20 protein-coding genes are annotated in these 23,922 nt (G+C 68.4%); 9 read left to right on the top strand and 11 right to left on the bottom strand.

The window, feature by feature from the left end; all coding sequences use genetic code 11:
- Position 1: 1 nt before the first annotated feature.
- The 4 genes from AB0G10_RS26690 to AB0G10_RS26675 all read right to left on the bottom strand — a co-directional run bounded on the left by AB0G10_RS26690 (position 2) and on the right by AB0G10_RS26675 (position 3,054).
- Positions 2 to 532 carry a snapalysin family zinc-dependent metalloprotease gene (locus AB0G10_RS26690; protein ID WP_360927124.1) on the bottom strand — a complete coding sequence of 177 codons (531 nt, stop codon included), beginning with the start codon at positions 530 to 532 and terminating at the stop codon, positions 2 to 4.
- 81 nt (positions 533 to 613) lie between these two features.
- The gene (locus AB0G10_RS26685; protein WP_360927121.1) at positions 614 to 1,405 is read right to left on the bottom strand and encodes a helix-turn-helix domain-containing protein; all 792 of its coding nucleotides are present in this window, start codon (positions 1,403 to 1,405) and stop codon (positions 614 to 616) included.
- Between the two features lie 9 nt (positions 1,406 to 1,414).
- A complete protein-coding gene (locus tag AB0G10_RS26680) occupies positions 1,415 to 2,188 on the bottom strand; it encodes an alpha/beta fold hydrolase (protein ID WP_360927118.1) in 774 nt (257 codons plus the stop codon).
- Between the two features lie 53 nt (positions 2,189 to 2,241).
- Positions 2,242 to 3,054 carry a hydrolase gene (locus AB0G10_RS26675; protein ID WP_360927115.1) on the bottom strand — a complete coding sequence of 271 codons (813 nt, stop codon included), beginning with the start codon at positions 3,052 to 3,054 and terminating at the stop codon, positions 2,242 to 2,244.
- Positions 3,055 to 3,084: 30 nt separating this feature from the next.
- Here AB0G10_RS26675 and AB0G10_RS26670 point away from each other — a divergent pair, with 30 nt between their 5' ends.
- Positions 3,085 to 3,651, top strand: a complete 567-nt coding sequence (locus AB0G10_RS26670) for a TetR/AcrR family transcriptional regulator (protein WP_360927112.1) — start codon at positions 3,085 to 3,087, stop codon at positions 3,649 to 3,651.
- On the opposite strand, the gene AB0G10_RS26665 is transcribed toward AB0G10_RS26670, so the two are convergent.
- Positions 3,640 to 4,068, bottom strand: coding sequence for a hypothetical protein (locus tag AB0G10_RS26665; RefSeq protein ID WP_360927110.1), 429 nt, complete (start codon positions 4,066 to 4,068; stop codon positions 3,640 to 3,642). The genes AB0G10_RS26670 and AB0G10_RS26665 overlap by 12 nt on opposite strands.
- Positions 4,069 to 4,101: 33 nt before the next feature.
- Here AB0G10_RS26665 and AB0G10_RS26660 point away from each other — a divergent pair, with 33 nt between their 5' ends.
- Positions 4,102 to 5,034, top strand: a complete 933-nt coding sequence (locus AB0G10_RS26660) for a TIGR03619 family F420-dependent LLM class oxidoreductase (RefSeq protein WP_360927107.1) — start codon at positions 4,102 to 4,104, stop codon at positions 5,032 to 5,034.
- Positions 5,035 to 5,075: 41 nt separating this feature from the next.
- Here AB0G10_RS26660 and AB0G10_RS26655 read toward each other — a convergent pair whose 3' ends face one another.
- Complete coding sequence (locus tag AB0G10_RS26655; protein ID WP_360927104.1) at positions 5,076 to 5,726, bottom strand: hypothetical protein; 651 nt, start codon at positions 5,724 to 5,726, stop codon at positions 5,076 to 5,078.
- A gap of 104 nt (positions 5,727 to 5,830) precedes the next feature.
- Between AB0G10_RS26655 and AB0G10_RS26650 the strand changes: the two genes are divergently transcribed.
- Complete coding sequence (locus AB0G10_RS26650) at positions 5,831 to 6,988, top strand: hypothetical protein (RefSeq protein WP_360927101.1); 1,158 nt, start codon at positions 5,831 to 5,833, stop codon at positions 6,986 to 6,988.
- A gap of 9 nt (positions 6,989 to 6,997) precedes the next feature.
- Positions 6,998 to 8,968: a helicase-associated domain-containing protein gene (locus AB0G10_RS26645; RefSeq protein ID WP_360927099.1), complete on the top strand. Its 1,971-nt coding sequence runs from the start codon at positions 6,998 to 7,000 to the stop codon at positions 8,966 to 8,968.
- Positions 8,969 to 8,981: 13 nt separating this feature from the next.
- Here the strand turns inward: AB0G10_RS26645 and AB0G10_RS26640 are convergent, their stop codons facing one another.
- Positions 8,982 to 9,653, bottom strand: a complete 672-nt coding sequence (locus AB0G10_RS26640; RefSeq protein WP_360927096.1) for a hypothetical protein — start codon at positions 9,651 to 9,653, stop codon at positions 8,982 to 8,984.
- Positions 9,654 to 9,889: 236 nt separating this feature from the next.
- On the opposite strand from AB0G10_RS26640, the gene AB0G10_RS26635 reads away from it, so the two are divergent.
- Entirely contained in the window at positions 9,890 to 10,396 is a 507-nt protein-coding gene (locus AB0G10_RS26635) for a hypothetical protein (RefSeq protein WP_360927093.1), read from the top strand.
- 70 nt (positions 10,397 to 10,466) lie between these two features.
- Here AB0G10_RS26635 and AB0G10_RS26630 read toward each other — a convergent pair whose 3' ends face one another.
- From AB0G10_RS26630 to AB0G10_RS26615, 4 genes are all read right to left on the bottom strand, one after another.
- Entirely contained in the window at positions 10,467 to 13,487 is a 3,021-nt protein-coding gene (locus tag AB0G10_RS26630) for a Z1 domain-containing protein (RefSeq protein WP_360927090.1), read from the bottom strand.
- A gap of 1 nt (position 13,488) precedes the next feature.
- Entirely contained in the window at positions 13,489 to 14,466 is a 978-nt protein-coding gene (locus AB0G10_RS26625; protein ID WP_360927087.1) for a PD-(D/E)XK motif protein, read from the bottom strand.
- Complete coding sequence (locus tag AB0G10_RS26620; RefSeq protein WP_360927084.1) at positions 14,463 to 15,989, bottom strand: ATP-binding protein; 1,527 nt, start codon at positions 15,987 to 15,989, stop codon at positions 14,463 to 14,465. The genes AB0G10_RS26625 and AB0G10_RS26620 overlap by 4 nt, the downstream gene beginning before the upstream one ends.
- A gap of 680 nt (positions 15,990 to 16,669) precedes the next feature.
- On the bottom strand, positions 16,670 to 19,060 hold the full coding sequence (locus AB0G10_RS26615) for an AAA family ATPase (protein ID WP_360927082.1): 2,391 nt from the start codon (positions 19,058 to 19,060) through the stop codon (positions 16,670 to 16,672).
- A gap of 109 nt (positions 19,061 to 19,169) precedes the next feature.
- Between AB0G10_RS26615 and AB0G10_RS26610 the strand changes: the two genes are divergently transcribed.
- From AB0G10_RS26610 to AB0G10_RS26595, 4 genes are all read left to right on the top strand, one after another.
- Positions 19,170 to 19,997 carry a hypothetical protein gene (locus AB0G10_RS26610; RefSeq protein ID WP_360927080.1) on the top strand — a complete coding sequence of 276 codons (828 nt, stop codon included), beginning with the start codon at positions 19,170 to 19,172 and terminating at the stop codon, positions 19,995 to 19,997.
- Between the two features lie 66 nt (positions 19,998 to 20,063).
- Entirely contained in the window at positions 20,064 to 21,146 is a 1,083-nt protein-coding gene (locus AB0G10_RS26605; RefSeq protein ID WP_360927077.1) for a hypothetical protein, read from the top strand.
- Positions 21,143 to 22,609, top strand: coding sequence for a hypothetical protein (locus tag AB0G10_RS26600; RefSeq protein ID WP_360927075.1), 1,467 nt, complete (start codon positions 21,143 to 21,145; stop codon positions 22,607 to 22,609). The genes AB0G10_RS26605 and AB0G10_RS26600 overlap by 4 nt, the downstream gene beginning before the upstream one ends.
- A complete protein-coding gene (locus AB0G10_RS26595) occupies positions 22,606 to 23,919 on the top strand; it encodes an AAA domain-containing protein (RefSeq protein ID WP_360927072.1) in 1,314 nt (437 codons plus the stop codon). The genes AB0G10_RS26600 and AB0G10_RS26595 overlap by 4 nt, the downstream gene beginning before the upstream one ends.
- Positions 23,920 to 23,922: the final 3 nt, after the last annotated feature.

The raw sequence follows: 23,922 nt of genomic DNA, 5'->3' as shown, positions 1-23,922 counted from the left end.
GTCAGCCGGCCCAGGTGAAGACGCGTGCCTCGGTCGCCGCCGCGGTCGCGAAGTTGCGGTTCACGGTGGCCCGCTCGGTGCTGTTCGGGTTGGGGTTGGTGCAGCTCACCGGCGCGCTGCTGCCGGACATCAGGTCGGTGCAGAGGCCGGTGCGGCGGTCCGGCAGGCCGAGCAGATGACCGAATTCGTGCGCGGCGATGCGGGGCTGGTAGTAGCCCTGGTTGACCGCCTGCCGGCCCATGTACCAGTAGCCGTTGCCGAGCGACTGCGTGTAGGCGCGCGGCCATCCGTTGTCGGCGTAGACGCGGATGTTCGGGGTGCGGCCGCTCGGCACGGGTTCGAGGCGCACATTGGTGACGCTGTTGTTCCAGATCTGGGCGCCCTGCGCGACGACGGCCCTGAATTCCTGGGCCTGGCTCGCGTCGTAGTAGAGGATTCGGGGCGCGGCCGCGGCGGGGGCGGTGGTGACCGCTTGCACGCCGGCGACGGCGAGGACGGCGAAGACGGCCGCCGCGAGTCTGCGGAGCAGCATGGCTTCCTCCGGGGAATAGGGAACGGGTGCCCCTATTCAATGACGCAGATCGATGGAATGCGCCATACTGATTCGCCCCTATCACCGTGACGGCCAGGCCACCGGGTCGATCGCGAGCCAGGGGGCGGCCGCTATCCGGGCCGGGGTCTGGCCGGTGAAGTCCCGGACGTCGCGGTGCAGGTGGGATTGATCGGTGTAGCCGCTCGCCACCGCCACGGTGGCCGGGGGCCGGCCCGCCGCGAGGAGGTGGGCGGCGTGGTCGAAGCGGATCAGGCGGACGGCCTGCTTCGGGCTCATGCCCAGCTGGCTGCGGAAACGCGACCAGAGACGCTTGCGGCTCCAGCCGACCTCGTCGGCGAGCGCTTCGACGCGGAGGCGGCCGCGGGTCTTCCGTGCCGTCCGCCAGACGTGCGCCACCTCCGGGTCGAGGACGCGGCCGGGCCCGATCATCGCGGCGGCGATCGTGAAGCGTTCGGTCCAGGTCGCGGCTGATCGCAAACGGTCTTCGGCTCGGTCGGCGTTGCGGCCCCAGAGATCTTCCAGGCGGATCGTGCCGCCGCCCAGATCTCCGATCGCGGCCACGGCCGGGTCGAGGCGGATCTGCAGGCACTCGCCGACGCCTCCGGAGGCGCGCAGGTCACGCGGGGCCAGGCCGATCACGGCGCTTCCGGTCTGGCGGCGGCCGGCGTGGTCGAGCCGGAAGCCGCCCCCTCCGGTCAGGTCGATGATGACGGTGACGGCCGGGTGGGCCACCATCGTGATGTCGACGAGCGTGTCGGCGCGCTGATGAAAACCGGCCATGCGGATGCCGGGACATGTCTGCGACGGATGCGGGACCGCGACGTCTACCCACGCCCAGTCGATCGACGGCATCCCCTCACCCTAAGCGGTTCCGGCCAGGAGCAGCCGGCTCGTTTCACCGGGGGCCTCGAGCATCGGGAGGTGTCCGACACCGGCCAGCATCTCCACCCGTACCCCCGCCGTTGATTCATAGTCGTGAGCCGATGCCGGATCCCAGCGCGGGTCGGCATCCCCGAAAATCACCAACCCCTTCAGATCAAGAGCCTTCATCCGTACGGGGACCGCGCGTTCCCGGAGGAATTCCGTGGCGTGGCGGGTGATCGTCCGGAAGGTTCGGTATTGGAGTCCGTGCATGTCGGCCACCCATGCGGCGGGGATGTCGACGGGCCGGGCCGCGGTGGCGGTGATGCCACGGCGGATCATGGCGTCCGAGCGCAACGCCCACAGCATGCGACCCAGCGGCGGCCCGAGCAGCAGCTTCAGGACGGGCGGTTCGGGCAGGAACGCGTCGAGGCTCGGACCGGTACTGATCAGCGCGAGCCGGCTCACGAGATCGGGGCGCTGCTCGGCCAGGGAGACCGCCACGTAACCGCCGCTGGAGTGCCCGGCCACCGCGACGCGACGCAGGCCGAGATCGTCGAGAAGCGCGGCGACCCGGCCCGCCTGCTCGGGAACGGTGGCGCTGCCGACCGGCGGGGACTGACCACAACCGGGCAGATCGACGCGGATGACGTGGCGGTGGGCGGCCAGGGCCGGGACGATCGGCGCCCAGCTCGCGCCGGACGCGCCGGAACCGTGGATGAGCAGCAGCGGCGGCTCGTGCGGAGAACCGTCGTGGACCACGTGCATGTTCATGCCTGCCGACTCTCCGGCAGCGGGGGCCGCTCGGTATTGGACGAATGTCGCCCTCAGATCGCGACCGTCGCGAGCAGGCCGCTCTCCATCGCCACCCACACCTCCTTCCCGGTCACCCAGAGTCCGTGCGGTTCCTTCCCGGGCAGGTCGTGGAGGGTGATCTCGCCGTCGCGGGTGATGTGGGCCAGCTGATGCGTGCCCCAGAGGGTGGCCCAGCAGGAGCCGTCCGCCGCGGTGGCGACGGCGTGCGGGCGGGACGCCCGGTCGGGCAGCGGGAAGTGCTGCACGGCGCCATCGAAGCCGGCCCGGCCGACCGCGCCGCCCGCGATGTCGGCGTACCAGACCCCGGGGCTGATGCCGACCGGCGCCGACCCCTCCGGCAGCTCGACGATCTCGACCCCGCCGTCGCGGACCCGGGCGAGGCAGCCGGCGCCGTTGAGGGCGGCCCACGGGGTGCCGTCGTGGTCGAGGGTGAGCATCGCCGGGCGGGACTCCGGGACGGGGATGTCGAACCAGCTCAGGTCGCCGTCCGCGAGCCGGCCGATCCGGTTGGTGCCGGGCGCGGTGAACCAGACGTCGTCGCCGCGGGCCGCGATGCCGTAGGGCGCCGAGCCCTCGGGCAGCGCGATCTCGGTGGAGGCGCCGCCGGGGTCGCGGCGGACGAGGCGGTCGTCGGACCGGGTGTACCAGACCGTGTCGCCGGTGACGCTGAGCAGCATCGGCCGGCCGTCCCCGGTCGGCTCGTGACGCATGCCGGGGCCGACGCGGGCCAGCCCGGGCGGGTTCAGCACGGTGAACCAGATGTCGCCGCTCGCGTCGCCGGCGACGGCGTAGGGGGCCCAGCCCTCTTCGAGTTCGACTGTCATGCCCTAACACTACACATGTAGCATTAGGCCGTGTCCAGAGAAAAACGGCCCGGCGGCCGCACCGCGCGCAACCGGTCGCTCGTCCTCGACGCCGTCGCGGCGATCCTGCTGGAGCAGGGCTTCGACGCGCTGACCGTCGACGCCGTCGCCGAGCGGTCCGGGGTGCACCGGACCACCGTCTACCGGCGGTGGCGCGACGTCGGCGGGCTGCTTGCCGACAGCTTCGACGCGGCCCGGGAGGACGCCTGGGAGCCACCGGACACGGGTTCCCTGGTCGACGACCTGATCGCGATCAACCGGCAGGTGGTGGCGGCGTTCGCGGAGCAGCCCTCGGTCACGCAGGCGTTGATCGCGGCGTCGTTCCGGTCGGCGGCGGCCGAGCGGGCGCTGCGGGAGTTCTGGGAGGACCGGTTCGCGCGGTGCGGGATCGTCGTGACCCGGGCCGCCGAGCGGGGTGAGATCCGCGCCGGCGCCGACGCCCGGGCGGTGATCGTCGCGGCGTGCGCGCCGGTGTTCTACGAGCTGGCGCTCATGCGGGGGCCGGCCGGCGCGGACATCGCCGAGCGGTATGCCCGGATGGCCGCCTCAGGGCTCTGAGGGCTTGCGCAGGCCGCGGACCGCGAGAGTGACGATCGCGGCCAGCACCAGTCCGAAACTGATCGTGTATACCCACGACCTGCCGGTGATCAGGCAGAGCAGGATCAGCCCGCCGTAGTACGGCACCCCGACACCGAGGCCGACGAGGGCCCCGCGCCGGTCCACGAGGCTCGCCGGGCGCGGCTTCCTCCGGCCGTTGAGCCACGCGAACACAGGGATCATCAGGGCCCAGATCACGCCGTACAGGGCAGCCCTCGCGACGACCAGCGCGAGCGGATCGCCGCCGTCGAGGAACAGGCGGAACGGGAACCAGACGAGCGCGAGCAACAGGGACGCGACGGTGAACCAGCCGGGTGTTCCGCCCCACGCCCTGACCAACGCGGCGCCACGACTCGGTGCTGATCGCTGATCGTCCATGAATCCCCCGATCCTTTGTGGAATTGTTGGCGCATGGTGAAACTCGGTGTCAGTCTGCCCCAGTTCCAGCATTTCACTCCCGGCAAGGACGTCGTCGCGGCCGCCCGGGCGATGGAGGAGATCGGCTTCGACAGCCTGTGGGTGTTCGAGCGGGTGCTCGTGCCGGAGGACCAGAGCGGGCCGCACGGCCTCTACGGCGTGCCGGACCTGCCCTGGCCGGAGCGGTACCGCGGGGTCGCCGACGCCCTGGTCACGCTCGCCACGGCGGCGGCGGTGACCTCCCGGATCGAGCTCGGCACCGGCGTGCTCGTGGTGCCGCTGCACCTGCCGCTGCGGCTGGCCCGGGAACTCGCGACCCTCGACGCGGCGAGCAACGGGCGGGTCGTCGCGGGCCTGGGCTCGGGCTGGTCGCCGGACGAGTTCGCGGCGGCCGGCGCGGTGCCGCTCAACCAGCGCGGCCGGGCCCTGGACGACTTCCTCGACATCGCGGCCGAGGTGTGGGGTCCGAATCCGGTCAGCTTCAAGACGCGGCACTTCGAGGCCGACACCGTCGACATCGGCCCGAAGCCGGCCCGCAGGATCCCGATCCTGCTGGGCGCCGGCAACGAGCGGGCACTGCGCCGGGTGGCGCGGCGCGCGGACGGCTGGGTGGCCAGTGGCGTGACGCCCGCCCAGGTGAAGCAGTCACTCGCGGGCCTGCGGGCGATGGCGGAGGAGATCGGCCGGGACCCGGCCACCGTGAGCTGCACCGTACAGATCGGCACTCTCGATCTGACGCCCTCGACGGCGTCCCCGCGGCCGCCCTATGCGGGCGACGTGGCGCAGCTGGCCGAGGACGTGGCGGCGCTCGCCGAGGCCGGCGCGGACCACGTCTACATCACGCTGCCGGCGGCGGTGGAGAGCATCGGTGAGCTGATCGACCGGGCCTCGGAGTTGCACGAGAGGGTGCGCGCCGCGGGCGTCTGACCGATTGCGGGCGGGCGCGGTTCCGTGCCCGCCCGGCGTCGTCAGCGGTCGTCGGTGACGGTGGCGTCGAGGGTGGCCGCGAGCTGCCTCATGAGGTGGACCGTGTGCCCGTCGGCGTCCCGTACCTCGATCTGTTGGTTGTGAAAGAACAGGTCGTCGTCGTTGAAGAAGAACGGGATCGGGCGGCCCGACGGGTGGCCGGTCCAGCAGTCGATCGGCGGGCACGGGATGGCGCGGGTCCCGGAGGGCAGCTCCGCCTCGATGGTGGACATCGTGATGAAGTCGGACCGGCCGCCGATCAGGGTGGCCCACTCGTCGGCGCGGATGATCGGACGGTCGTCGCCACGGGTGATGAAGTGGCGGCGCACGTCGTGGGTGCGCCGGCGTTCGGTCAGCTTCACGCCGTCGTACTCGTAGATCTCGGCATCGTCGCCGATCACCCAGGCGTCGAGCTTCTCCGCCAGCTCGATCATGCGGCGTCTGAAGGCGGGCTCGGGGTCCTTGACGCTGAGCCGGCCGTCCTGGAAGAGCAGGTGGTGACCGCCGCCGGCCCAGGACACGTAGCGGAGGTCGGGCGGGATCGTGAGGTCGGGCTGCTCGCGGACCAGGGCCTCGACCTCGGCGCCGAGGATCGGGAATCGCTCGCTCTCGTACGCGACGGTCGCCCTGGTGATGTGAAGCTCGTACCCCATCGTCGGATGATGGCAGACCGGCCCCTGGGGGTAGTGCCTGGTATACCCCGGAACTCCATCGCGCGCTACTGCGCCGGACCGGTCCCGCCGGGTTTGCTGAACCCATGCTGACAAACCTCCGGCGGACCGCCGCCGCCGTCGCTCTGGTGACGGTGGCCGCGCTCGGCCTCGCGGCGCCGGCCGTCGCCGCTCCCGTGTTCTCCCTTCCGCAGCCGACCGGACCGTTCGCGGTCGGCCGGGACGTCCTGCACCTGGTCGACCGGTCCCGGCACGACCCGTGGGTGCCGGCGGAGCCGCGCGAGCTGATGGTGTCGATGTACTACCCGGCCACCGGTTCGTTCGGGGCCCGCGACCCCTACCTCACGGCCGAGGAGTCGCGGCTGTTCCTGGAGGACCGGCAGCTCGCCGGGGTGGTCGACGCGCAGGCGCTGGCCGCCACCCGCACCCATACCCGCGCGGCGGCTCCGGCTCGCCCCGGACGGTATCCGCTCGTGGTGCTCTCCCCCGGGTTCACGCTGCACCGGCACACCCAGTCCGTGCTGGCCGAGGAACTGGCCGGGCACGGGTACATCGTCGCCTCCGTCGACCACGCCTACGAGTCCGCCGGCACGGCCTTCCCCGGTGGGCGCACGCTGACCTGCGTCGCCTGCGAGGTCGCCGCCGTCGCGGACGTCGCCGGCAACCGGGCCGCGGACATCTCGTTCGTGCTGGACCGGCTCACCGCCGCGAAGCCGGCCTGGCGCCGGGCCGCCCGCATCGACAGCGGCCGCATCGGCGTGGCCGGGCACTCGATCGGCGGGAACGCCGCCGCCACGACCATGGCGGCCGACCGCCGCGTCCGGGCCGGCGTGAACATGGACGGCACGTTCTTCTCCGACGTCCCGGTCACCGGCCTCGGCGGGCGCCCGTTCCTGATGCTCGGCAAGCCGTCGCACAGCCCCGGCGGCACCGACACCAGCTGGGACCGCGCCTGGCAGCGCCTCGACGGCTGGAAGCGGTGGCTCACCGTGACCGGCACGGCGCACCTCGACTTCAGCGACATCGCGGTCCTCGCCGAGCAGGCCGGGCTGCCCGATCCGGAATCGCCGCTGTCCGGGGCGCGGACCGCCTCGCTGATGCGCGCCTACGTGCTCGCGTTCTTCGAGCAGCACCTGCGCGGCGTCCCGCAGCGGCTGCTGGACGGGCCGGTCGCGGAGAATCCCGAGGTGGTGTTCGCGGGCGGTGATTCAGCGCACCTGGCTCGCGGCAGGTCGCGCGCGTAGGTTGGCGGCGTGTCCGCCTCTGATCGTCTCGCCGCCCACCTGCGGGGTCTGAACCGGTCGCAGTTGATCGCGCTGATCGCTGCCCGGGCCGTCACAGAGCCGGCACCGGCCTCCCTGGAGCAACTGGCCGCGCACCTCCTGCGACCGGAATCGATCACCTCCGGGCTGGAGACGTGCACGCTTCCGGAGCTACAGCTGGCCGAGCTGATAGCGACGCTGGGTGACCGGTGGTCCGTTGATCGTCTGGCCGGGCTGCTGTGCGTCCCGGCCGACGACCCGGATCTCGCCGGGGTGCTGTCGTCGCTGTTCACGAAGGGCCTGGTCTGGCCCGGTGGCGGCGCTCACCTGCGGGCGGCGTGGCCGCATCCGTTCGGGCTCGGGCCGGGCGCCGCCGACCTGCTGGCGCAACTGAGCGTCACTCAGGTGCGGATGATCGCGGAGCGGGTCGGTGCGCCGCTGACCGGGCGGTCGAAGCAGGTTCTGATCAGTGACGTCGCGGACTGGCTGGCGGTGCCGGAGAACGTCCGGGACCTGGTGATGCGGGCGCCGGTGCCGGTGCGGGATTCGCTGTGCGCGTCGGCGGAACGGCCGGCCGCGCCGTCGTCGTGGCGGCGGCCGGTGGACGCGCCGCGGTGGGCGGTCGAGCGCGGGCTCGTCATTCCGAGTGGCTGGAACGGCGGGCAGATGCCGGCCGAGGTGGCGCTTGCCCTGCGGCACATACCGTTCTCGCCGAGGCCGCCCTTTCCAGGTGTTTCCCCGCCTGATTTCGAAGCCGCTGTCGAGCGCGAGGCTTCCGCCGCCGCCACCGACGTGCTGGGGCTTTTCCGGGCGGCCGCCGACGTTTTCGCCCGCACTCCGGTGGCTGTTCTCGCGAACGGCGGAATCGGCGTGAAGGAGATGCGCCGGGTCGCCAAGGCGATCGGCCGGGGTGAGGACGCGGCCCGTTTCGCCCTGGAGATCGCGGCGGCCGGCGGGCTGGTGTCGTCGTCCGCCGAGGGATTGACGCTGTCCGCCTCTTTCCCGGACTTCGCCGCTCTCGAACCGGCCTCCCAGCTCGTCGCGCTCGTTTCGACGTGGCTTTCCATGCCGGCCTGCCCCCTTTCGGCCGGCGCGTCCGTGCTCGATTGGGATCGGCGGTCGGCGGCGGTTCTCGTCGCGCTGCGGCCGGCCGTGCTGCGATTCTCTTCCGGCGATCCGTCGCGGGCGGCCGCTCTGGTGGCGTGGCATTCGCCGATGGTCGCCGAGCAGGCCGCCGAGGACCTGGACCGTTTCGTCGCCGGAATCCATCGGGAGGCGCATCTGCTCGGCCTGATGGCGCACGGCCGGATGTCGGAGCTGGGCCGCCTGCTCATCGACGGCGCGGACCTCCGCGAACGGGCCGTCGCGATGGTGCCGCCCGCCGTTTCCCGGGTCGTTCTCCAGAACGATCTGACGGCCGTCGTCACCGGAACTCCGACCGCTTCCCTGATGACGCTGCTCGATTCGCTCGCCGATCCGGAATCCCGCGGCGGCGCCTGGACGTGGCGGTTCTCGCCGTCGAGTGTCCGGCGCGCTTTCGACGACGGCGCCGACGCCGATTCGCTGACGGCACGACTCGCCGAAGTAGCCGATCGGGTGCCTCAGGGCCTCGAATACCTCATCAAGGACGTGGGCCGGTTGCACGGGCGCGTTCAGGTCCGGGCCGTCGGGTGCGTGCTGTGTAGTTCCGACGCCATTCTGCTCGACGAGATCGTGGCGTCGCGCGCCCTCGCCGCCCTCCATCTGGTGCGCCTCGCGCCGACCGTCGTCGCCAGCGGCAAGCCGCCGGCCGAGACTCTGGTCGCGCTGCGTGATTCCGGTTACGCCCCTTCTTCGGTACGGGAGGAAGCGGCCGTTCTCGACATCGCACGGCCGGCCGAGCCGTCCCCTGTTCCGATCGACAGTTCGCCGCCGCCTTCACGGGTCGATCCGGAGGCGCTGGCCGACATTCTGCTGGGCTGAGGTCGCGGGCATCTCACCCCACGGGGAGGCAGAGGTCGTCCACCTTCGTCTCCTTGCGGCCGGTGCGCTCGAAGGCGCCGTTCGCGTGCCGATAGGTGTAGGTGAGTTTGAGATCGGCGCAGGCCGGGACGCCGCCTTCGCTGACGCCGTACGCCTCTATGGCGACCGTTTCGTCATTCACCGTCATGGATCGGTACCACGGCAGGTCGGTGGGGCCGACATCCTCGAGCAGGATCGCGATCCGTTTCGTGCCGTCGAAGATTTCCACGGTGCTCGGGATGTAGGACGTGCTCGCCTCGCAGGTGCGGGCGATCAGGGTGTCGACGGCGCCGTCGCCGGTGGCGTCCTTGCGGAGTATCTGCTGGATTTGAGGTTTCTGGCCCTCGTTCGGGCAGTCGGCCAGGGCGTTGAGCCAGGTGCTCGCCTTATCGGGGTCGCCGGTCGGCTTTCTCGGAGGCGTGGCGGTCGTGGTGGTCGTGGTGGTGGTGGCCTCGGCGGGTTGAGCAGGCGGGCTGGTCGTCTCGGGCGATGCCTCGTCCGGGCTGATCACCGGGGAGGTCGACGGCGGCGCGGGCGTCGGCTCTGCCGTGCGAGCCGACGGGCCGGAGCAGGCTACGCACGCCATGGCGATCGCGATGGCCAGAGCAGCTTTCCCGAGCACGATCGACTCCCGTCGTTGGGTCACTGCCAGATGGTCTCGCCTGCGGCGGCCACTGCCAAGTGGTCTCGCCCGCGGCGGCCACTGCCAAGTGGTCTCGCCCGCGGCGGCCACTGCCAAGTGGTCTCGCCCGCGGCGGCCACTGCCAAGTGGTCTCGCCTGCGGCGGCCACCTGCCAAGTGGACGAAGACGGTGGCGCCGTGCCAGCGCGGCGGGAAGGTCATGGCGCTCCCGGTGTTGACCTTCGAGGCTAGGGTCGTTCCATGGCTTCTGTTTCCTATGGGCGGGCCGTCGGGCTCGCGGCTCTGCAGGCGGCACTGAGCAGCACGTGGATCGCAGCCCGCGAGTTGTCGCCGGCGAAGCGGAGGCTCGCACGCGCCGGAACGGTGGCCACGATGGTGGCCGTCGGTTGGGTGACGGCACCCAAGGAAGAGCCGGCCGAGGAGATCGACCTCGTCGTCGGCGCCACCCCTTTCTCGGTGGCCGACGGGGTCCCGAAGACCGATGCGGAGGAGGAGGAACCGCCGCCCTTCGACAAGCGCAAGGCAGCCCTGGCCGCGGGTGCGATCGGCATCGGCGTGGCCGCGATCGTCGGTCGCCGGCAGCTGGAGAAGCGCTGGCTGGCACGGCTGACCCGGAACGGTCACGCCCATCCGACGCGGGCGCTGGCGGTGCGGATGGCGGGCGTCGAGTTCGCAGCACAGCTGGCGATGCAGCTCAACGACGTACGCAAGGCCCGTGCTGGAGTCAGCATGTTGAACGGCAACTGAAGCCGAGGCGGATCCGCGTTACCCGCAGCCAGGTGTTGCACCGGCGGCGGGTAACGCGAGGCAAGCCCACCTAATCCTGGCGATCAACGACGGGCGAACCCGATGATCCACTGCGAGCTGGCTCCCAGCTGATCACTGAACGGCCACCCGGAGTAGCTGTAGCGGGGGCGACCGTAGAGAGCAAGATTGCCAGATCACTGACGTCAGGGTTAGACGAGAGATCAATCGCGCGGCAGGTGTCTGACGCCGCGAGACTTGCGATGTCTGCGGCGATGGAAACCAGCACCGCGCCACGCCGCTTAGTGGGGCTGCGCAAGGCGTCTGCTGCCGGATCCTCGAGAAGCGCGTCAGCACCGGAGATACGTTCAAGCGCGTTCCTGTGCTTGGGGTCGCTACCGACGAAGTCGAGGCGAGGGAGTGCCCGGCGGCTACGGGTGATCGCCTGGGCCACGCCGACTCCGGGAAGCTCGATGGTCTGCGTCATCTGGCTTACCTTCGGCCAGACAACCACGACGTCGTCGAGCCGCCCGGTGTCGATCATCCCCTCGTAGAAGCGAAGAACAGGCGCAAATACTTTTTCCTTATAGTTCGGGTGCCATTCCAAGCCCTTCAGAATTGAGATGAATTCCCCAGCGGAAACCACGCCGATCCGGGCTTCGAAGGAGCTGTACGATCCCGACTTACTTGGGGTAGATAAAAAGGTCTGGGTTCCGGTGGCCGCAGCGAGCAGCGGAAGAACCGCACGATAATTGGACTTTTTGGCACGCCGATCGTCGCGAACCGGCAGGCCGTAACGGTCTTTTAGACGGCCAGCATCGCCACGACTATGGATCACGGCGTTGAACATCTTCGTGCGGCTCGTGGGCCGCAGGTAGGGCAGGTGCTGAGTCACGATGCTGGGTACCTGCCACGGTTCAAGGATCGGCTTCCCATTCTCGTCCCAGCCATCGTATTGCTCGAGTTCCTCGCGAAAGGACTCCTCATCTTGCATGAGAGCCTCGAAAGCCTCGTAAAGATCCACCCGATTCGGCGCATCAGCAGGATCACGACGGATGAAAAGCCGGACGAGGTCCCGATACCCGTGGCGGAAGCCGAACCAGCGGCCTGCCTGCATGAGCGTGTCAGCCTGAAGCGCCTTGCGGGTGTAGAACGAGATCGTGAGGCCTTCGACGGTGAATCCTCTACTGATCTTGGCGCCGCCAACGAGGACCCGCCATACCCGGTTTCGGTCGAAGTCGAGAGCCTGCTGGTTGGCCTGCACGTCGCTGTCGCTATTGACGACAAGGACGGGGTCCCCGACCTCCTTGATCCGCCGGCACGCCTCGCCGATCGGGTCATGCAGCTCTTCGAACCTTTCCGGAACGGGATGGCCGTCGGAGCGCGCGGCGCACACGGGTGCATAGTCCGCATCCCAAAGGCGGCGCAGCCGCTCTAATGCCTGAGGCTCACCGTATCGCCCCTCACGCCAACACCTGCGGACGAGGTCCGCTTGGTCTTGGTGGGCCTGCGTGTCAGTAGCTTCATGAACAAGCATTGTGTGGTGCTTGTAGAGGCGGCCTGACACATTCTCGCGATAAACCTTCACAGCTCCAGCCAGGACGAAAGAGTCCAGGGCGGCGCGCATCTCCTTCTCACGCTGCTGCAACTGGGCCGTGTCAGCAGGGTCCGGCGGTGGACCCACTGGGCGGATATAAGCGCGCTCATTGGACAAGGCAGGATCGCTCTTGTCGTCCTCACTGTTCCAGCCGACATCGTGGAAGTCTCGTACGCCCATGTAGTGCGGCGGCCTCGGGAGCGACACGATGAAGTTTTTGGGGAAGATGTCATCTTCGTCATCGGGGTCTACGAAGACGTTCGCGAACGGAGTGGCGGTGTACATCACCAGCTGCCCTCGGGGACAGATCCTCAGCAGGTCGGTAATCGCACGGTTGATCTCGGTCTTCGCCTTGGTCTTCTTCGGGTTTTTCGTGTTGACCGAGGCGAGGTCCGACTCATCGTCGATGATGAGCGTAGGAATCTCGTTCAACTTACCCTTAAGTGGCTTGAGATCCTTGGCCAGTTTTTCGAGGCTGCTCTTGATCTTTTTGACGACAACGAGCTTGGCATTGGCCTGCATCAGGTTGTCGGGATCATTGAATGGCTTGGAGGGATTCAAGGGATCAAATTTGAAGCTCGTGCGCCCCTGCGGCAGCCGCTGATAATCCTTGTGCAGGGTAGTAAGCCGATCTATGCCCGGATATCCGAGCATTTGGAAATCCTTGCCGTGACTGATGAACTTTCCGCTGAGCCACTCCTCGTCGGTGGCGTAGTCGAATTCATCGTCAGACTCATCGGTGCCGGCGACGTCACGACCGAGGTTTTCTACTCCGACCAGCTCGCGATCAAGACGCCGCTGCGTCTGCGAGCGCAACAGCTCAATGGTTCCCGTCATAACGATGATCAGCCGGTATCCGGCATCAATCGCCTTGGCGATGACGCCGGTGAAGTTCGCTGTCTTGCCGCTCTGCACGTAACCGACGACCAGACCCTTACTAGGCTGGGCTTCTTTGGTCGGATCCGCCAGCCTGCGAACGACGTCAGTGGTGTTCGAGTCCAGCACCTCGACCGACGGTCCGGGCCAGCCCTGTTCCTCGACAAGGTATCGCTCGTAGTGTGACCAGTAAAAGTCGGAGGCCGTCGGACGTGCTTTGTCGTACCAAGGATCCCAATTAGTGCTGATTACTGCCGAGCGCATCGGGACGACCGGCGCCATCCGGTCGAGTAGCGAACCTACTTCCGCAGAGAGACCCAGCAACTGGTATACCCTCTGCCGCCGCTCTATAGACTGAGGCGGTGTGCCTGCGGCGTCCCAGCGACGATTCTCGTCGGCGTCGAAGTCCCATTTCGCCAAAGCCCGCGAAAGCCGCCGGACAGCGGGATCGCCCTGCTGGTTGCGAGCCTCCAACAGTTGACGGAGGTCTTCCATGGTAACCGTGTCTTCATCTTCACGGTCGATGTTGACCCACTTCAGCAACTTCGCCGGTCCTTTTTCATGCAAGCTGGCCACCGCGGCGGTCAGGTCAGGCGTCCAGCTTTCGAACGATATTCCCACGTCAGCCAATCCCTTCGACGAAAAGGTCCACCGGCGCCGGCGGCTCACCGGCGTTCAGCGAGGTGACATCGACTGTGTAGGTGGCTTCCACGATTAGTTCGGGCCGGACACAGCCGTTGTCAATGACGGTACGGTTGAGGATGGGAAAGCGAGCATCGGCGGGATAGGCCGCCGGTGAAGAACGCAAAGCCAGCAGGTCGGCGTAGAGCGGCCGGTCGCGTTCCCGCCAGCCAATCTGGGTAATCATCGCATCGAACCGCGGACTCGCAGCGCCGAGAAGGGAACGGATATTATCGATCAAGGTCGCCAAGGTCCGCCCCGCGCCGGGGCTGGATGAGGTGAGCTGTATCGATAGTAGCCAGAGCGGGACGCCGGGTAAGGGCTCCAGCTGAGTCAGCCCGGAAATCCGGTGCCGGCGCCGCTCGGCCCGAGTCGTCTTCACTTCGAAGCATGCATGAGGAAATACAAAGTCATGCTCATCCTGTGTGAAACCACGCCAAGCGTCGAGCACCTCATCTGCCTTTAGCGTCCGCAAGCAGCTTTCTAGAAGGAGCAACTCCCCGTAGAGGCCCAGTTGCTTTTCAGGAGATAAACCGCGGGTCCGGGTCAATAGGTTGTCGAAAGTGGAAAGCGCCGACCGGACGGCATTTTCAAAACTGAGACCGCTGATCTGCATAAGGTCAGCGACGTCGCTGACCAGCAGATATGCTTCTGCTGGCTGCCCGGCATATTGCACGAGTAGTTCTGACCACTCCTTGCCTTCAGAGGCCACCGTGCGGGTGGTGACATTCTCAAAGCCCGTCACCGATGCGGTGTTCTCCGGCTGGTATGGCGTACGCAACGACATGCGCCGCCGGGCCGGCTCGATAACCACCCTGCAGTAAGGATCTCCGGGCACCACGAGTGCTGCCGGGGAGTCGTCGGCAAGGTATTCCTCGAGTGCCGTCCGCGAAAGATGACGGCTGCTTCTTGCCATCATCCCCTGCCTCCCTCACGGTAGGCATACTCAAGCTGCACGGCGGTTCCGAGCACGCTGTCCCACATCTCGGCGAAGTCCTTATCTCGCGGACCCCAGTGTTGTCCCTTAAAAAGCTCCTCCACGAGAAGGAACATCAGCGTCTTAATCAGCGGTGCGTCGCTGAGACCGGTCTTACCGCCGGTAAGCATTTGACGGTACTGCTGATTCAAATAGACCGTCCGAGCCTCGCGGTCGATCTCGAAGAACTTTTCCGCGGGCATTCGCCGCCAGCGCATCTCGACCGGATCCTCATCCTGCCGGATGGGGATTTCCGCCCGGATAGCCCGCCGGATCTCGTCGTGCAGACCCTTCGACGGTTCAGCTACTGGCTTGCGAACGCGACGCCGCTGCCGCGACTCGATGAACACGGCTTCGGCTCGCTCCAGATAGTCCTTGAACGAAACCGCCGAGCCTGCATCCTCCGGAGCGGTCGCAGCAGCCAGCGCGTGCTGCAGCTCATGCGAGAGGATGATGCCGCTTTTTTCCGGGTTCATCCTCACCAGGCCTGCAATGGAGCTGAAATCATCGATCACCACGCGGGCGAGGCCCCGATGGCGATGTGCGGTCGTTACCTCGTTCCACCCACCTACTTGGAGCAGACGGTCGTTCCGATAGATGAAGAAGCCTTGAAAGTCGGCTCCGTCACGCCCGTATAGCCGGAACGAGGGCCCACTTGATTTGGGTGGCACGATGTGGCATCCCAGCCGAACAGGCACTTCACCGACGACGGCCACGAGGTCCCGGGGATAGCCGGTGACGGCTGACGCGGCAAAACCGAGTGGATCGATCGGCGCTACCTGCTCCGGGGCTCCGTACGCGTTCAGATCCCGGTCGAAGACACCGATCTGGATCCGCACCCGATTAGCGGCGAGCAGGCGGTGATAAATCACGCCTAGATGCATCCTCAAGCGGGTTTTGGAGTCCTCCAGCCAGTCCGAATTTCCTAGCGCAGTAGTCCGGGGGAAGCGCGTGTCCGACCACCGCACCACAGTCCCAGATCGGGCATCGAACCTCGCCAGGCAACCTTCCAGCTCTTTCCGTATGGCGCCAGGAACGAGCACGTCACACCCGTAATCGCGCTGCATGTCGCTGCGATGCAATCTGCGGCCATGCACGTCGGCCAGGTCGGTCGTCGTCAACACTGTCAAGGTATCGGCGTGACTGAACGAAGCTGCCTTCAGCCCCACTCCGTAGTGCCCTTGAGCGTCGTTCTCGTAGTCTCGTTGCTGACCGAGACGCATCGCCTCGTCGACTTGGCCGCCGGTCATCCCGCGGCCATTGTCAATGACTGTCAAGCCGGCCGGTGCACCATCAGCGGTCTCAAAGGTGATGGCAACCCGGCTGGCGCCGGCGTCGATGCTGTTATCAACCAAGTCCGCCACGGCCGACTCAAGGGTGTGGTGCATACCCAGGCTCTTAACCAGTCCCGGATCGGGCACCAACGTCTTACGTTCGAGAACGTCATACTCATTGCTTGTTGTCACGGCCGCAGCCTAACGAGAGGAACCGGCGACGCCGGGCCATCACACCATGGCGGGACTGCCACAAAAATCCACCCGAAGTATCGTTGCCGACAGGCGAAACGGATGATGCCCTCGAGGGCATACGGCTGATAACGGCCGAGATTCGTGAGAGTGCCGGCTGCCGCGCACGAAAGCTTACCGAGCCGGCTGGTTTCGTAGTGCGAATTCGATACCCCGTTGGCGTAGCAGGGTTCGTGATCGCTGGGATCCTGAGCGGTTTCCGCATGCGTCGCTCTACGACGCGAGAGGTGACTACACGCACCGTGCCGCAATCCTAGAACTAGCGGCGAAGCTGAGCGCCTCGACCATGTCTGACACCTCCTGGTGCAAATGCCTCAGCTCCGTCGCCGTAGGTGCCAGCTCATAACCGTGATGGTGGCCCGCACGCGACAGCGCCCACCACAGATAGGCGGCTCTGCTAGCCATGTCGGCACTGGTGTACCGCCTCAGCATGAGCAGCTGTGCCCGGCGGCTGCGGCAGGCGGCGACAGACGGTGCAACCTGCTGCCAATACCGGTCGAGAGCGGCTTCCAGTGCCAGACGCAGGAGCCATGAGGTCGCTCGCGGCCAGAGTCCTCGTGTCCCCGTGGCTGGTTTGGTCATTAGAGCGACGGCGTTGAGCAGATAAGTCTCGGCGGCGGTCATCTGAGTCTCCCCACCAGACGCGCCACATCGTCGACGAGCTGCTGCGAGTCGACGACCGCTACTCCGTGGGCGCCCTCCTTGCAGGCACGCATCGCGTTGCCAGCCCAGGGCCCATAGGCGCTGTTGAGTTTGCCGAACACCTGGCCTCCTGCATCTGCGTTGTCGAAGAGGGCGAGCGCCGCTACCTGCATCGTGGTCTTCGCGGTTTGTAGAGCGGCGTCCACGTCACGGTGCCGTTCTCCGCGGCCGATCCGGCGGGCCCGCACAATCTGGTGGCATCGGGCCTCCAGCGCCGACCGGCAGTACGTGACCACTACTGGGGTTCGCACCTCGGGCGGCAGGTCCTCGGTGCGGGCCAGGGCGGCCGCGTCGGCGAGGTAACGCTTCACCGGGTCGATGTTCTTGCGGATCTCGACCGTGGAATTCTCGCGGCGTGTCACCTCCCAGATCGTCGCGTCGATTTCCAGCCGGCGGACCGCCTCCGGCAACCGGTCGTCGTGGGTGAACACGATGACCTGCCGGGTCGTGGCCAGCTCGGCGAACACCCGGGCCAGCCCGTCGACCTTGGCGGGGTCCATGCTCTGCACCGGGTCGTCGATGATGAGGAACCGGAACGGGCTGGCGTCTGCGCTGGCTCGCGGCAAGAAGACGGCCAGGCCGAGAGCCTGCATCTCGCCCTGGCTCATCACCGACATGGCGCTGGTCGCGGTGCCGTCCACGGTGGCCGGGAAGGCGACCCGGCGGCGGGTACTCGTGCCGTCCAGCTTCATGCCGGCCAGCTCCACGTTGCTCTCCTGCCGCAGCTGCTCCCAGATCTGCTGGGACTTCGCCGCGAACGGCGCGAGCTGCTCCGATCGGAGACTTCCGATGAGCGGCTTGTACCAGTCGATCGCTTCATTGACTCGCGCGAGGGGCGCCTCGTACACCCGCGTCCCACGCGCGTCCGCATGCCATTGCTGCAGCTGAGCGGCGAGATCACGCCATTGGTCGTGGCGTGCCTGCAGCCATGCCGCCGCGGCGTCGCGGACCGCGGCGACGGTCTCGGCGAGCGCCGGGTAGGTACCGGTGAGGTGGGCGGCGACGGCTTCCGGACCGGCTCCGGCGGGCAACCCGCTCCAGACGGTCCAGGCTGCGTGCAGCTGTTTGCGCAACTCCGCGGGGAGGTCATCGGGCAGGCCGGTCGGTACGCCGGGCCCCACCGGCAGGGCTTGAACGGCGCGCCGGGCTGCGGCCACCGCCTGCGTCGCTTCGCGCCGCGCGGACGCATCCTCACGCAGACGATCAAGTTGCGTTTCAGTCTGTGTACGCCACTCCGCGTCCAGCTCGCCGGCATGGCACAGCGGGCACGGTCCGCCGCCGTGCGCGTCGTAGTGCTCGATCGCGGTTTCGAGCAGCTGGGCCAGCCCTTCGACGACCGCGGTGTCCGGTGCACCGCGCAGCCCGTGCGCTGCCGCGACCAGCTCCCTGGCCACCGAGGCGACCTCGGCCTGCTCCGGCAGAGGGGGCAGATTCGTGATCCGCCGGTACGCGGCGACCTGCGGGTCGGCGTCGTCGGTGGACGACAGCAGTTTGTCGAGAGCGTCGAGGTCCGGCCGGGTCGACGCGAGGAGTTTCGTGGCGGCCCGGGCCCGGTCGTCGTCGATGCCGGCCAGTGCCTGCCGCAGCACCTTTCGTCGCTCAGAGACCGCCTTTAGGCCAGCCTCGAGTTCCTTGCGGACCGACTTGAGCAGGGCATCCGCGTCGGTGACGGGTTCAATGGCGAGCAGCGGGGCGAGCGCGTCGAACAGGCCGCTGGGCCGCGACGACATGAGCCGGCCCAGGTCGTTCGCGGTCAGCAGCGGCCGGTAGGCCTCCAGGGGCTGCCGCCAGCCGAGTTCGTCGATACTCGCGTGCGCCCGCGTGCCGTGCCGGATGTCGGCAGTGGCCTGGTCCGGATCGGTAGCTTCGTCACGCCACCGCCGACGCAGCCGGATTGCGTCGGGGTCGCCGTCATACCGGGCGGTTACCTCGATCGAGGCCGGGGAGGGGTGGTGCAGGTTGCGCCAGCCTTCCCGGAAGATCCTGTTGTTCTCGGCCCAGCGCTTGCTGTCGCCGGTGAGGGAGAGCTCGATGGCTTCGGCGAAGCTGGACTTGCCGGAGCCGTTGCGGCCGATCACCAGGGTAAGCCCGGGCTGGGGCTGCAGGTGCAGCATGGCGGCCGGTCCGATGCCGCGGAACCCCGCCACGGTGATCCGCTCCAGATAGACGTGGCGCTGCTCGTGTGCCTGGTGCTCGCTTTCGGGCAGGTCGGCGGGCGCACCATCGAGAACGGCGCGGAGCTGCTCGTCGCCGGCGTAGGCGCCGAGGACGACCTCGGCAGTCTGATCGGGGGTCTTCAGTTCGGCCAAACGGTCGAAAAGATGCTCCAGGAGTGCGTGTTTCGTGCTCACCGTCTGCTCCTATGCCGACGTTACGGTGGGCAGCCCTGGGGGTGACTACCGCTAGGAAGACTGGGGATTGCTGGAACTTGCTGGAAGACTGTACGGTACAGCCATGGAACAAGTCGAGGCCCTCGATCGGCGGATCGAAGCTCTGCGCACTGAGGTGCGGCAGGCGTTGCTCGCCGGCGACCGCGAGCGCGTGACGGCCCTGCGCAAACAGCTGCGCCAGGCCGAGCGCGAGTGGGACGCGCTCGTCGACGATGAGCTTGAGGAGGCTCCGCTTGTTCCGGCGCCCCGGCCGGCGACCGGGCCGCTTCTCCCGGTCCGCGAACAGGTCCACCAGGCGCTGACCCTGCTTGGCGCCCCGGCCGCGCCGAAGCTGGTGGTCGCGGTGCACGAGGCATTCGCCACCGGCGAGCTGACACCCACGAAGCTCACCAGCCTGCGGCGCGATGAGGAACGATCGTTCCAGTCGGCACCGCACTCCCGCCCGTACTATCTCTGCGCGGCCTTGACCGCCGACCATCTGGCGCCGGCCCGCGGCCTGATCGCGGTTTCCTCGTGGCCCATGGCCACGAGAATCATCGGGCCGCTCAGCCTGCGCGTCGACTTCCTCACCGCCGCCATCCGGCTCGCGGAACATCTAGACCGGCTCGCCGAGACCGGGCCGAACGCACGACGGCTGCTGTGGCGGTTCGCCGCCACCGTTCCCGGCGCCGCGACCAGCGCCGACGCCATGACCCCGGCATCGGTCGCCGATGCCGCCCGGGCCGAACTCGCCATTCACGCCGACGCCGACCGGTCGCACCGCGAAGCGGCCGCGAAACGCGCCAGCACGCAGCTCACCGTCACGCAGCAACTCTTCGGCGCCCGATTGCGTGGCATCGCTGCCACCGGTAGCTGATTCCCTCTTCCCAGACCCCGCTCCACCAGACCCCCGCGACGACGTTCTCCCGCGAAGGAACGAACGATGCAACCCGAGACCCCTGCCCGGCTGCGGAAGCTGCGCGGTGCCGCACCTGCGCAGCGGCACAACGCGCGCACCGTAGCCGCACTCACCGGCAATCCCGGCTGCGCCCGCCGCGCGGTGCTCGACGCCGCCGGAATCGACAAGGACGCCCTGGCCCGCAAGATCGGGCATCCGGCGAAGTTCGGCCAGTCGCAGTTCGCGATTACCCGTGGCAACGCCTTCGAGGCGCAGGTGAAAGCCAACGGGTACGCCGAGCTGCTGCGCCTGCTACGGGAGACGCTCGGCCTGGAGATCGAGGAGGTCGGCAGCAAGGACCTCAACGAGGTCGCCGGCAACGACAGCCAGGAGTTGCGGCACATCCGGGCCCGCCAGGCGCTCGAGGCCGCGGTCAATGGACACGAGCCGCTGACCTTCCTCGACCACCCGCTGCTGCGCCTCGACGTCGGCGGCAACGACGTCTACCTTGAGCCGGACCTGGTCGCCTTCCACCACGACGGCGTCATGCACGTCGTAGAGATCAAGTCGTTCGCGATCATCGACGACCAGGCCGACGGCGGCAAGGTCGCGGCGGCGGCCCGGCAGTCGGCGGTCTACGTGCTCGCACTGCGCAAGCTGCTCGGCGACGACCGGGTGTCGCACGATGTCGTGCTGGTCTGCCCGAAGGACTTCTCGAACCAGCCCACCGCTGTGAAGATCGACGTCCGCAAGCAGCTGATCACACTCGACCACCAGCTGAGCCGCCTGGCCCGCATCGACACGCTCGTCGGCCAGCTCCCAGAGGATCTGAGCCTCGAACTCGACACGCACACGCCGCAGGAGCTGGTCGACGCGCTGTCGCGCATGGAGGCCCGGTACGAGCCGACCTGCCTGAACAGTTGCGAGATGGCGTACTTCTGCCGCAGTGAGGCCAGCGGGTGCACGTCGGCACTCGGCGCCACCGTCCGCGAGGAGCTCGGCGGCATCGAGTATGTCGCCCGCGCCCTCGATCTGGCGCACGGCAAGACGGTCCCCTCCGTCGAAGAGGTGGAGGCCACCGCCATGCTGCAGGCCACCGCACGGATCTACCGATCGGTGGCGGCATGAGCGCGATCTCCTCCTATGCCCGGGCCCTCGCGGCCGGCGACGGCCGCGCGTACCCCATCGCCAGCCGCCGCCATCTGCACCTGAGCGACCACCCGCTGGTCTTCATTCCCCTCACGATGGCCGGGGAGGCGAACGCGCCGCTCGCCGCCATGATCGGCACCGACCGGGACAGCCCGTCGCTGCTCGTCGTGCCGCAGCCCCGCAACCGGGACCTGCGGTTCGCGTTCGCCGCGGAACTCGCCGGACACGTGCTGCGGTACGTCGAGGATCGGCCCAGGCACGGCGTGGAAACGTACGGTAAAGAGGCCAGAACGCGCTATCTCGACGCGCCGCAGATGCTGGTGCCGAACGGCGCCGGCGTGGGTTTTGTAAAGCTCTTCGGCCGCTCGACCCGGTTCCGCCGCACGACCGGCCAGTACGCCGTCACGCCCGAGGTGCCGCTGCTCGGCCGCTGGCTCACCTGGTTCGCGGAGCGCGCCGAGCACCCCGGCTGCTCCACGCTGGTGGCGATGACCAGCGAGCTCAGTCAGCACTGGGCCAGTGGTCAGAGTGCTCTGGAAGACGCCAACCTCGCCGCGCAGCTTGCCTGGATCGATCCGCCCGCCGGATCGGACGCCGCCCAGGCCGCGCGGGAGGCCGAGGATCCGATGATCTGGCCGCCCTCCGGGCCGAGCACCGACCCCACCTTCGACAACGCGGTCCTCGCACCGGCCATCCGCCGCTACGACGAGGGTCAGCACGAGCGCGCCCTCGCCGTTCTGGAGCGGGAGCTGCGCACCCAGCTCGAACCGACCTGGCGGCTCATGTGGCAGGCCTACGACCTGCTGCGCGCGCTGCCGGCCGGCGACACGGTGGAGTCGCGCTGGGCGACGGATCGGACCGAATTCACCGGCCACCACATCTACGTGGGCGGAGGTGGGCTGCCGCAGGCGCGGCGTGATGGCGCGGTCGCGGCGGCGCGGCGGCTTCAGCGTCTGGAGAGGGAGCAGCAAGAGTACGACGCCACGCGCGCCCTGGATGACCCGATGGTGATGGCGAACTTCCGGGTGACCGGGGAGGCGTTCACCGGCACGGTCGTCAGTGTCGAACCGGACCGGCGGGTGGTCAGCGCCAAGGGCCGCCGCGTCCTGCGGCCGCTCGTGGTGGTCCGCACGAGCGATCCGGTCCGGCTCGTCGCGCAGACTACGGTGCGCTCGCCCGCGCGCCCCTCTCAGGACGCCACGATCATCGACATCTCCGGCGAGCTGGTCACCCTGCAGATCGAGAACGGGATGGGCCGGGGCGCCACCGCCGCAACCGGGAGCTTGCCCATTGCCGGCGACGACCTGACGTACACCAGCATTTTCCCGGACGGTATCCGCTCCCCCGAGTTGCCGTCGGTGGATGACACGCCGTGGACCCATGGCGGGCCGCCGCAGCCGTACACGCCCTCCGACGACGACGCCCGGGAGGTGTGGGAGTGACCTTCGATCCTGCCGCGGAGGCGGAAAAGGCGACCCTCCGCATCCTTGGTGACTTCCGCTCCGGGGCGCATCGTGGCGTCGTGGTCAACTCGCCGCCCGGTGCCGGGAAGTCGACCCTGGTCGTCCGCGCCGCCTCCGAGCTGGTCCAGGACGGCGAGCGTCTGATGATCGTCGCCCAGACGAACGAGCAGGTCGACGACCTGACCGCTTCGCTGGCCCGCCGCCTGCCCGGCGCATTGATCGGGCGGCTAAGTGCCGGCGGCTACGTACCGTCGCCCCGCATCGGCGGCCTGCCCAACGTCGCCTGCGATGACAAGGTCGCGAATCTCGCCGGGTGCGCGATCACTATCGCCACCGCCGCGAAGTGGGCCTATGTGAAGGACCGCTCGTGGGAGTGGGCCATCATCGACGAGGCCTACCAGATGCGGTCGGATGCGCTGCTAGCAATCGCGGCGCTCTTCGAGCGGGCCCTGTTCGTCGGTGACCCGGGGCAGCTGGATCCGTTCTCGGTCGTGGAGAACGACCGCTGGCGCGGCCTGACGTGGGATCCGATGCAGTCGGCGGTGGCAGGACTGCTGCGCAACAACCCCGGGCTGCCGGAGCATCAGCTGCCGGTCTCCTGGCGGCTGCCGCATTCGGCGGCCCCACTGATCGCGCCCGCGTTCTACCCGTTCACGGGTTTCCGTACAGGGACGGGTCCGGGCGATCGCGAGCTCACTTTCAGCACGCGGGCCTTCGGCCGGTCGCCGGTGGACGCCGTCCTCGAGACGGCTGCTGCCAGCGGGTGGGGGTTCCTGGAACTCCCGGCCCGGCACACCATGCGCACCGACGGCGAGGCCATCGCTGCCGTAGCCGGCGTCGCGCGGCGGTTTATCGAGCGCGGCGCGGTGGCCCGATCGGGATCGTCTTCTTCACCAGTGACGCAGGAGCGGGTCGCGGTGGGCGCGGCGCACCGGGACCAGGTTGCGGCGTTGCAGGCGGCCTTGACCGGCCTCCCCGGGATCACGGTCGACACGGCGAACCGGTTGCAGGGCCGCGAGTATGACGTGACCGTGATCCTGCACCCGCTGTCGGGACGGCGGGACGCGACGGCCTTCCACCTGGAGGCGGGGCGGCTGTGCGTGCTGACGTCGCGACACCGGCAGGCGTGCGTGGTGGTGGGACGCGCCGGCATCCGCGAACTGCTCGACGCCCACCCATCCGCCGAACCGGTCCACCTTCACGACCCCGTGAAGTTCCCGGATGGCTGGGCCGCCAGCCAGACGGTCATCAGCCATCTCGAAGCTCATCGCGTTCCCGCCAGCGCGTGACAT

This window comes from Actinoplanes sp. NPDC023714 (genome assembly GCF_040639855.1).
In the GTDB taxonomy this organism is placed as follows: domain Bacteria; phylum Actinomycetota; class Actinomycetes; order Mycobacteriales; family Micromonosporaceae; genus Actinoplanes.
This window is presented reverse-complemented; position numbering and strand designations above follow the sequence as displayed.

Coding starts and splice junctions, on each gene's coding strand:
- AB0G10_RS26665 (WP_360927110.1), bottom strand. CDS start 4,068: ATGGACGATCAGCGATCAGCACCGAGTCGTGGCGCCGCGTTGGTCAGG.
- AB0G10_RS26650 (WP_360927101.1), top strand. CDS start 5,831: ATGCTGACAAACCTCCGGCGGACCGCCGCCGCCGTCGCTCTGGTGACG.
- AB0G10_RS26680 (WP_360927118.1), bottom strand. CDS start 2,188: ATGAACATGCACGTGGTCCACGACGGTTCTCCGCACGAGCCGCCGCTG.
- AB0G10_RS26685 (WP_360927121.1), bottom strand. CDS start 1,405: ATGCCGTCGATCGACTGGGCGTGGGTAGACGTCGCGGTCCCGCATCCG.
- AB0G10_RS26675 (WP_360927115.1), bottom strand. CDS start 3,054: ATGACAGTCGAACTCGAAGAGGGCTGGGCCCCCTACGCCGTCGCCGGC.
- AB0G10_RS26625 (WP_360927087.1), bottom strand. CDS start 14,466: ATGATGGCAAGAAGCAGCCGTCATCTTTCGCGGACGGCACTCGAGGAA.
- AB0G10_RS26605 (WP_360927077.1), top strand. CDS start 20,064: ATGCAACCCGAGACCCCTGCCCGGCTGCGGAAGCTGCGCGGTGCCGCA.
- AB0G10_RS26690 (WP_360927124.1), bottom strand. CDS start 532: ATGCTGCTCCGCAGACTCGCGGCGGCCGTCTTCGCCGTCCTCGCCGTC.
- AB0G10_RS26600 (WP_360927075.1), top strand. CDS start 21,143: ATGAGCGCGATCTCCTCCTATGCCCGGGCCCTCGCGGCCGGCGACGGC.
- AB0G10_RS26660 (WP_360927107.1), top strand. CDS start 4,102: ATGGTGAAACTCGGTGTCAGTCTGCCCCAGTTCCAGCATTTCACTCCC.
- AB0G10_RS26635 (WP_360927093.1), top strand. CDS start 9,890: ATGGCTTCTGTTTCCTATGGGCGGGCCGTCGGGCTCGCGGCTCTGCAG.
- AB0G10_RS26655 (WP_360927104.1), bottom strand. CDS start 5,726: ATGGGGTACGAGCTTCACATCACCAGGGCGACCGTCGCGTACGAGAGC.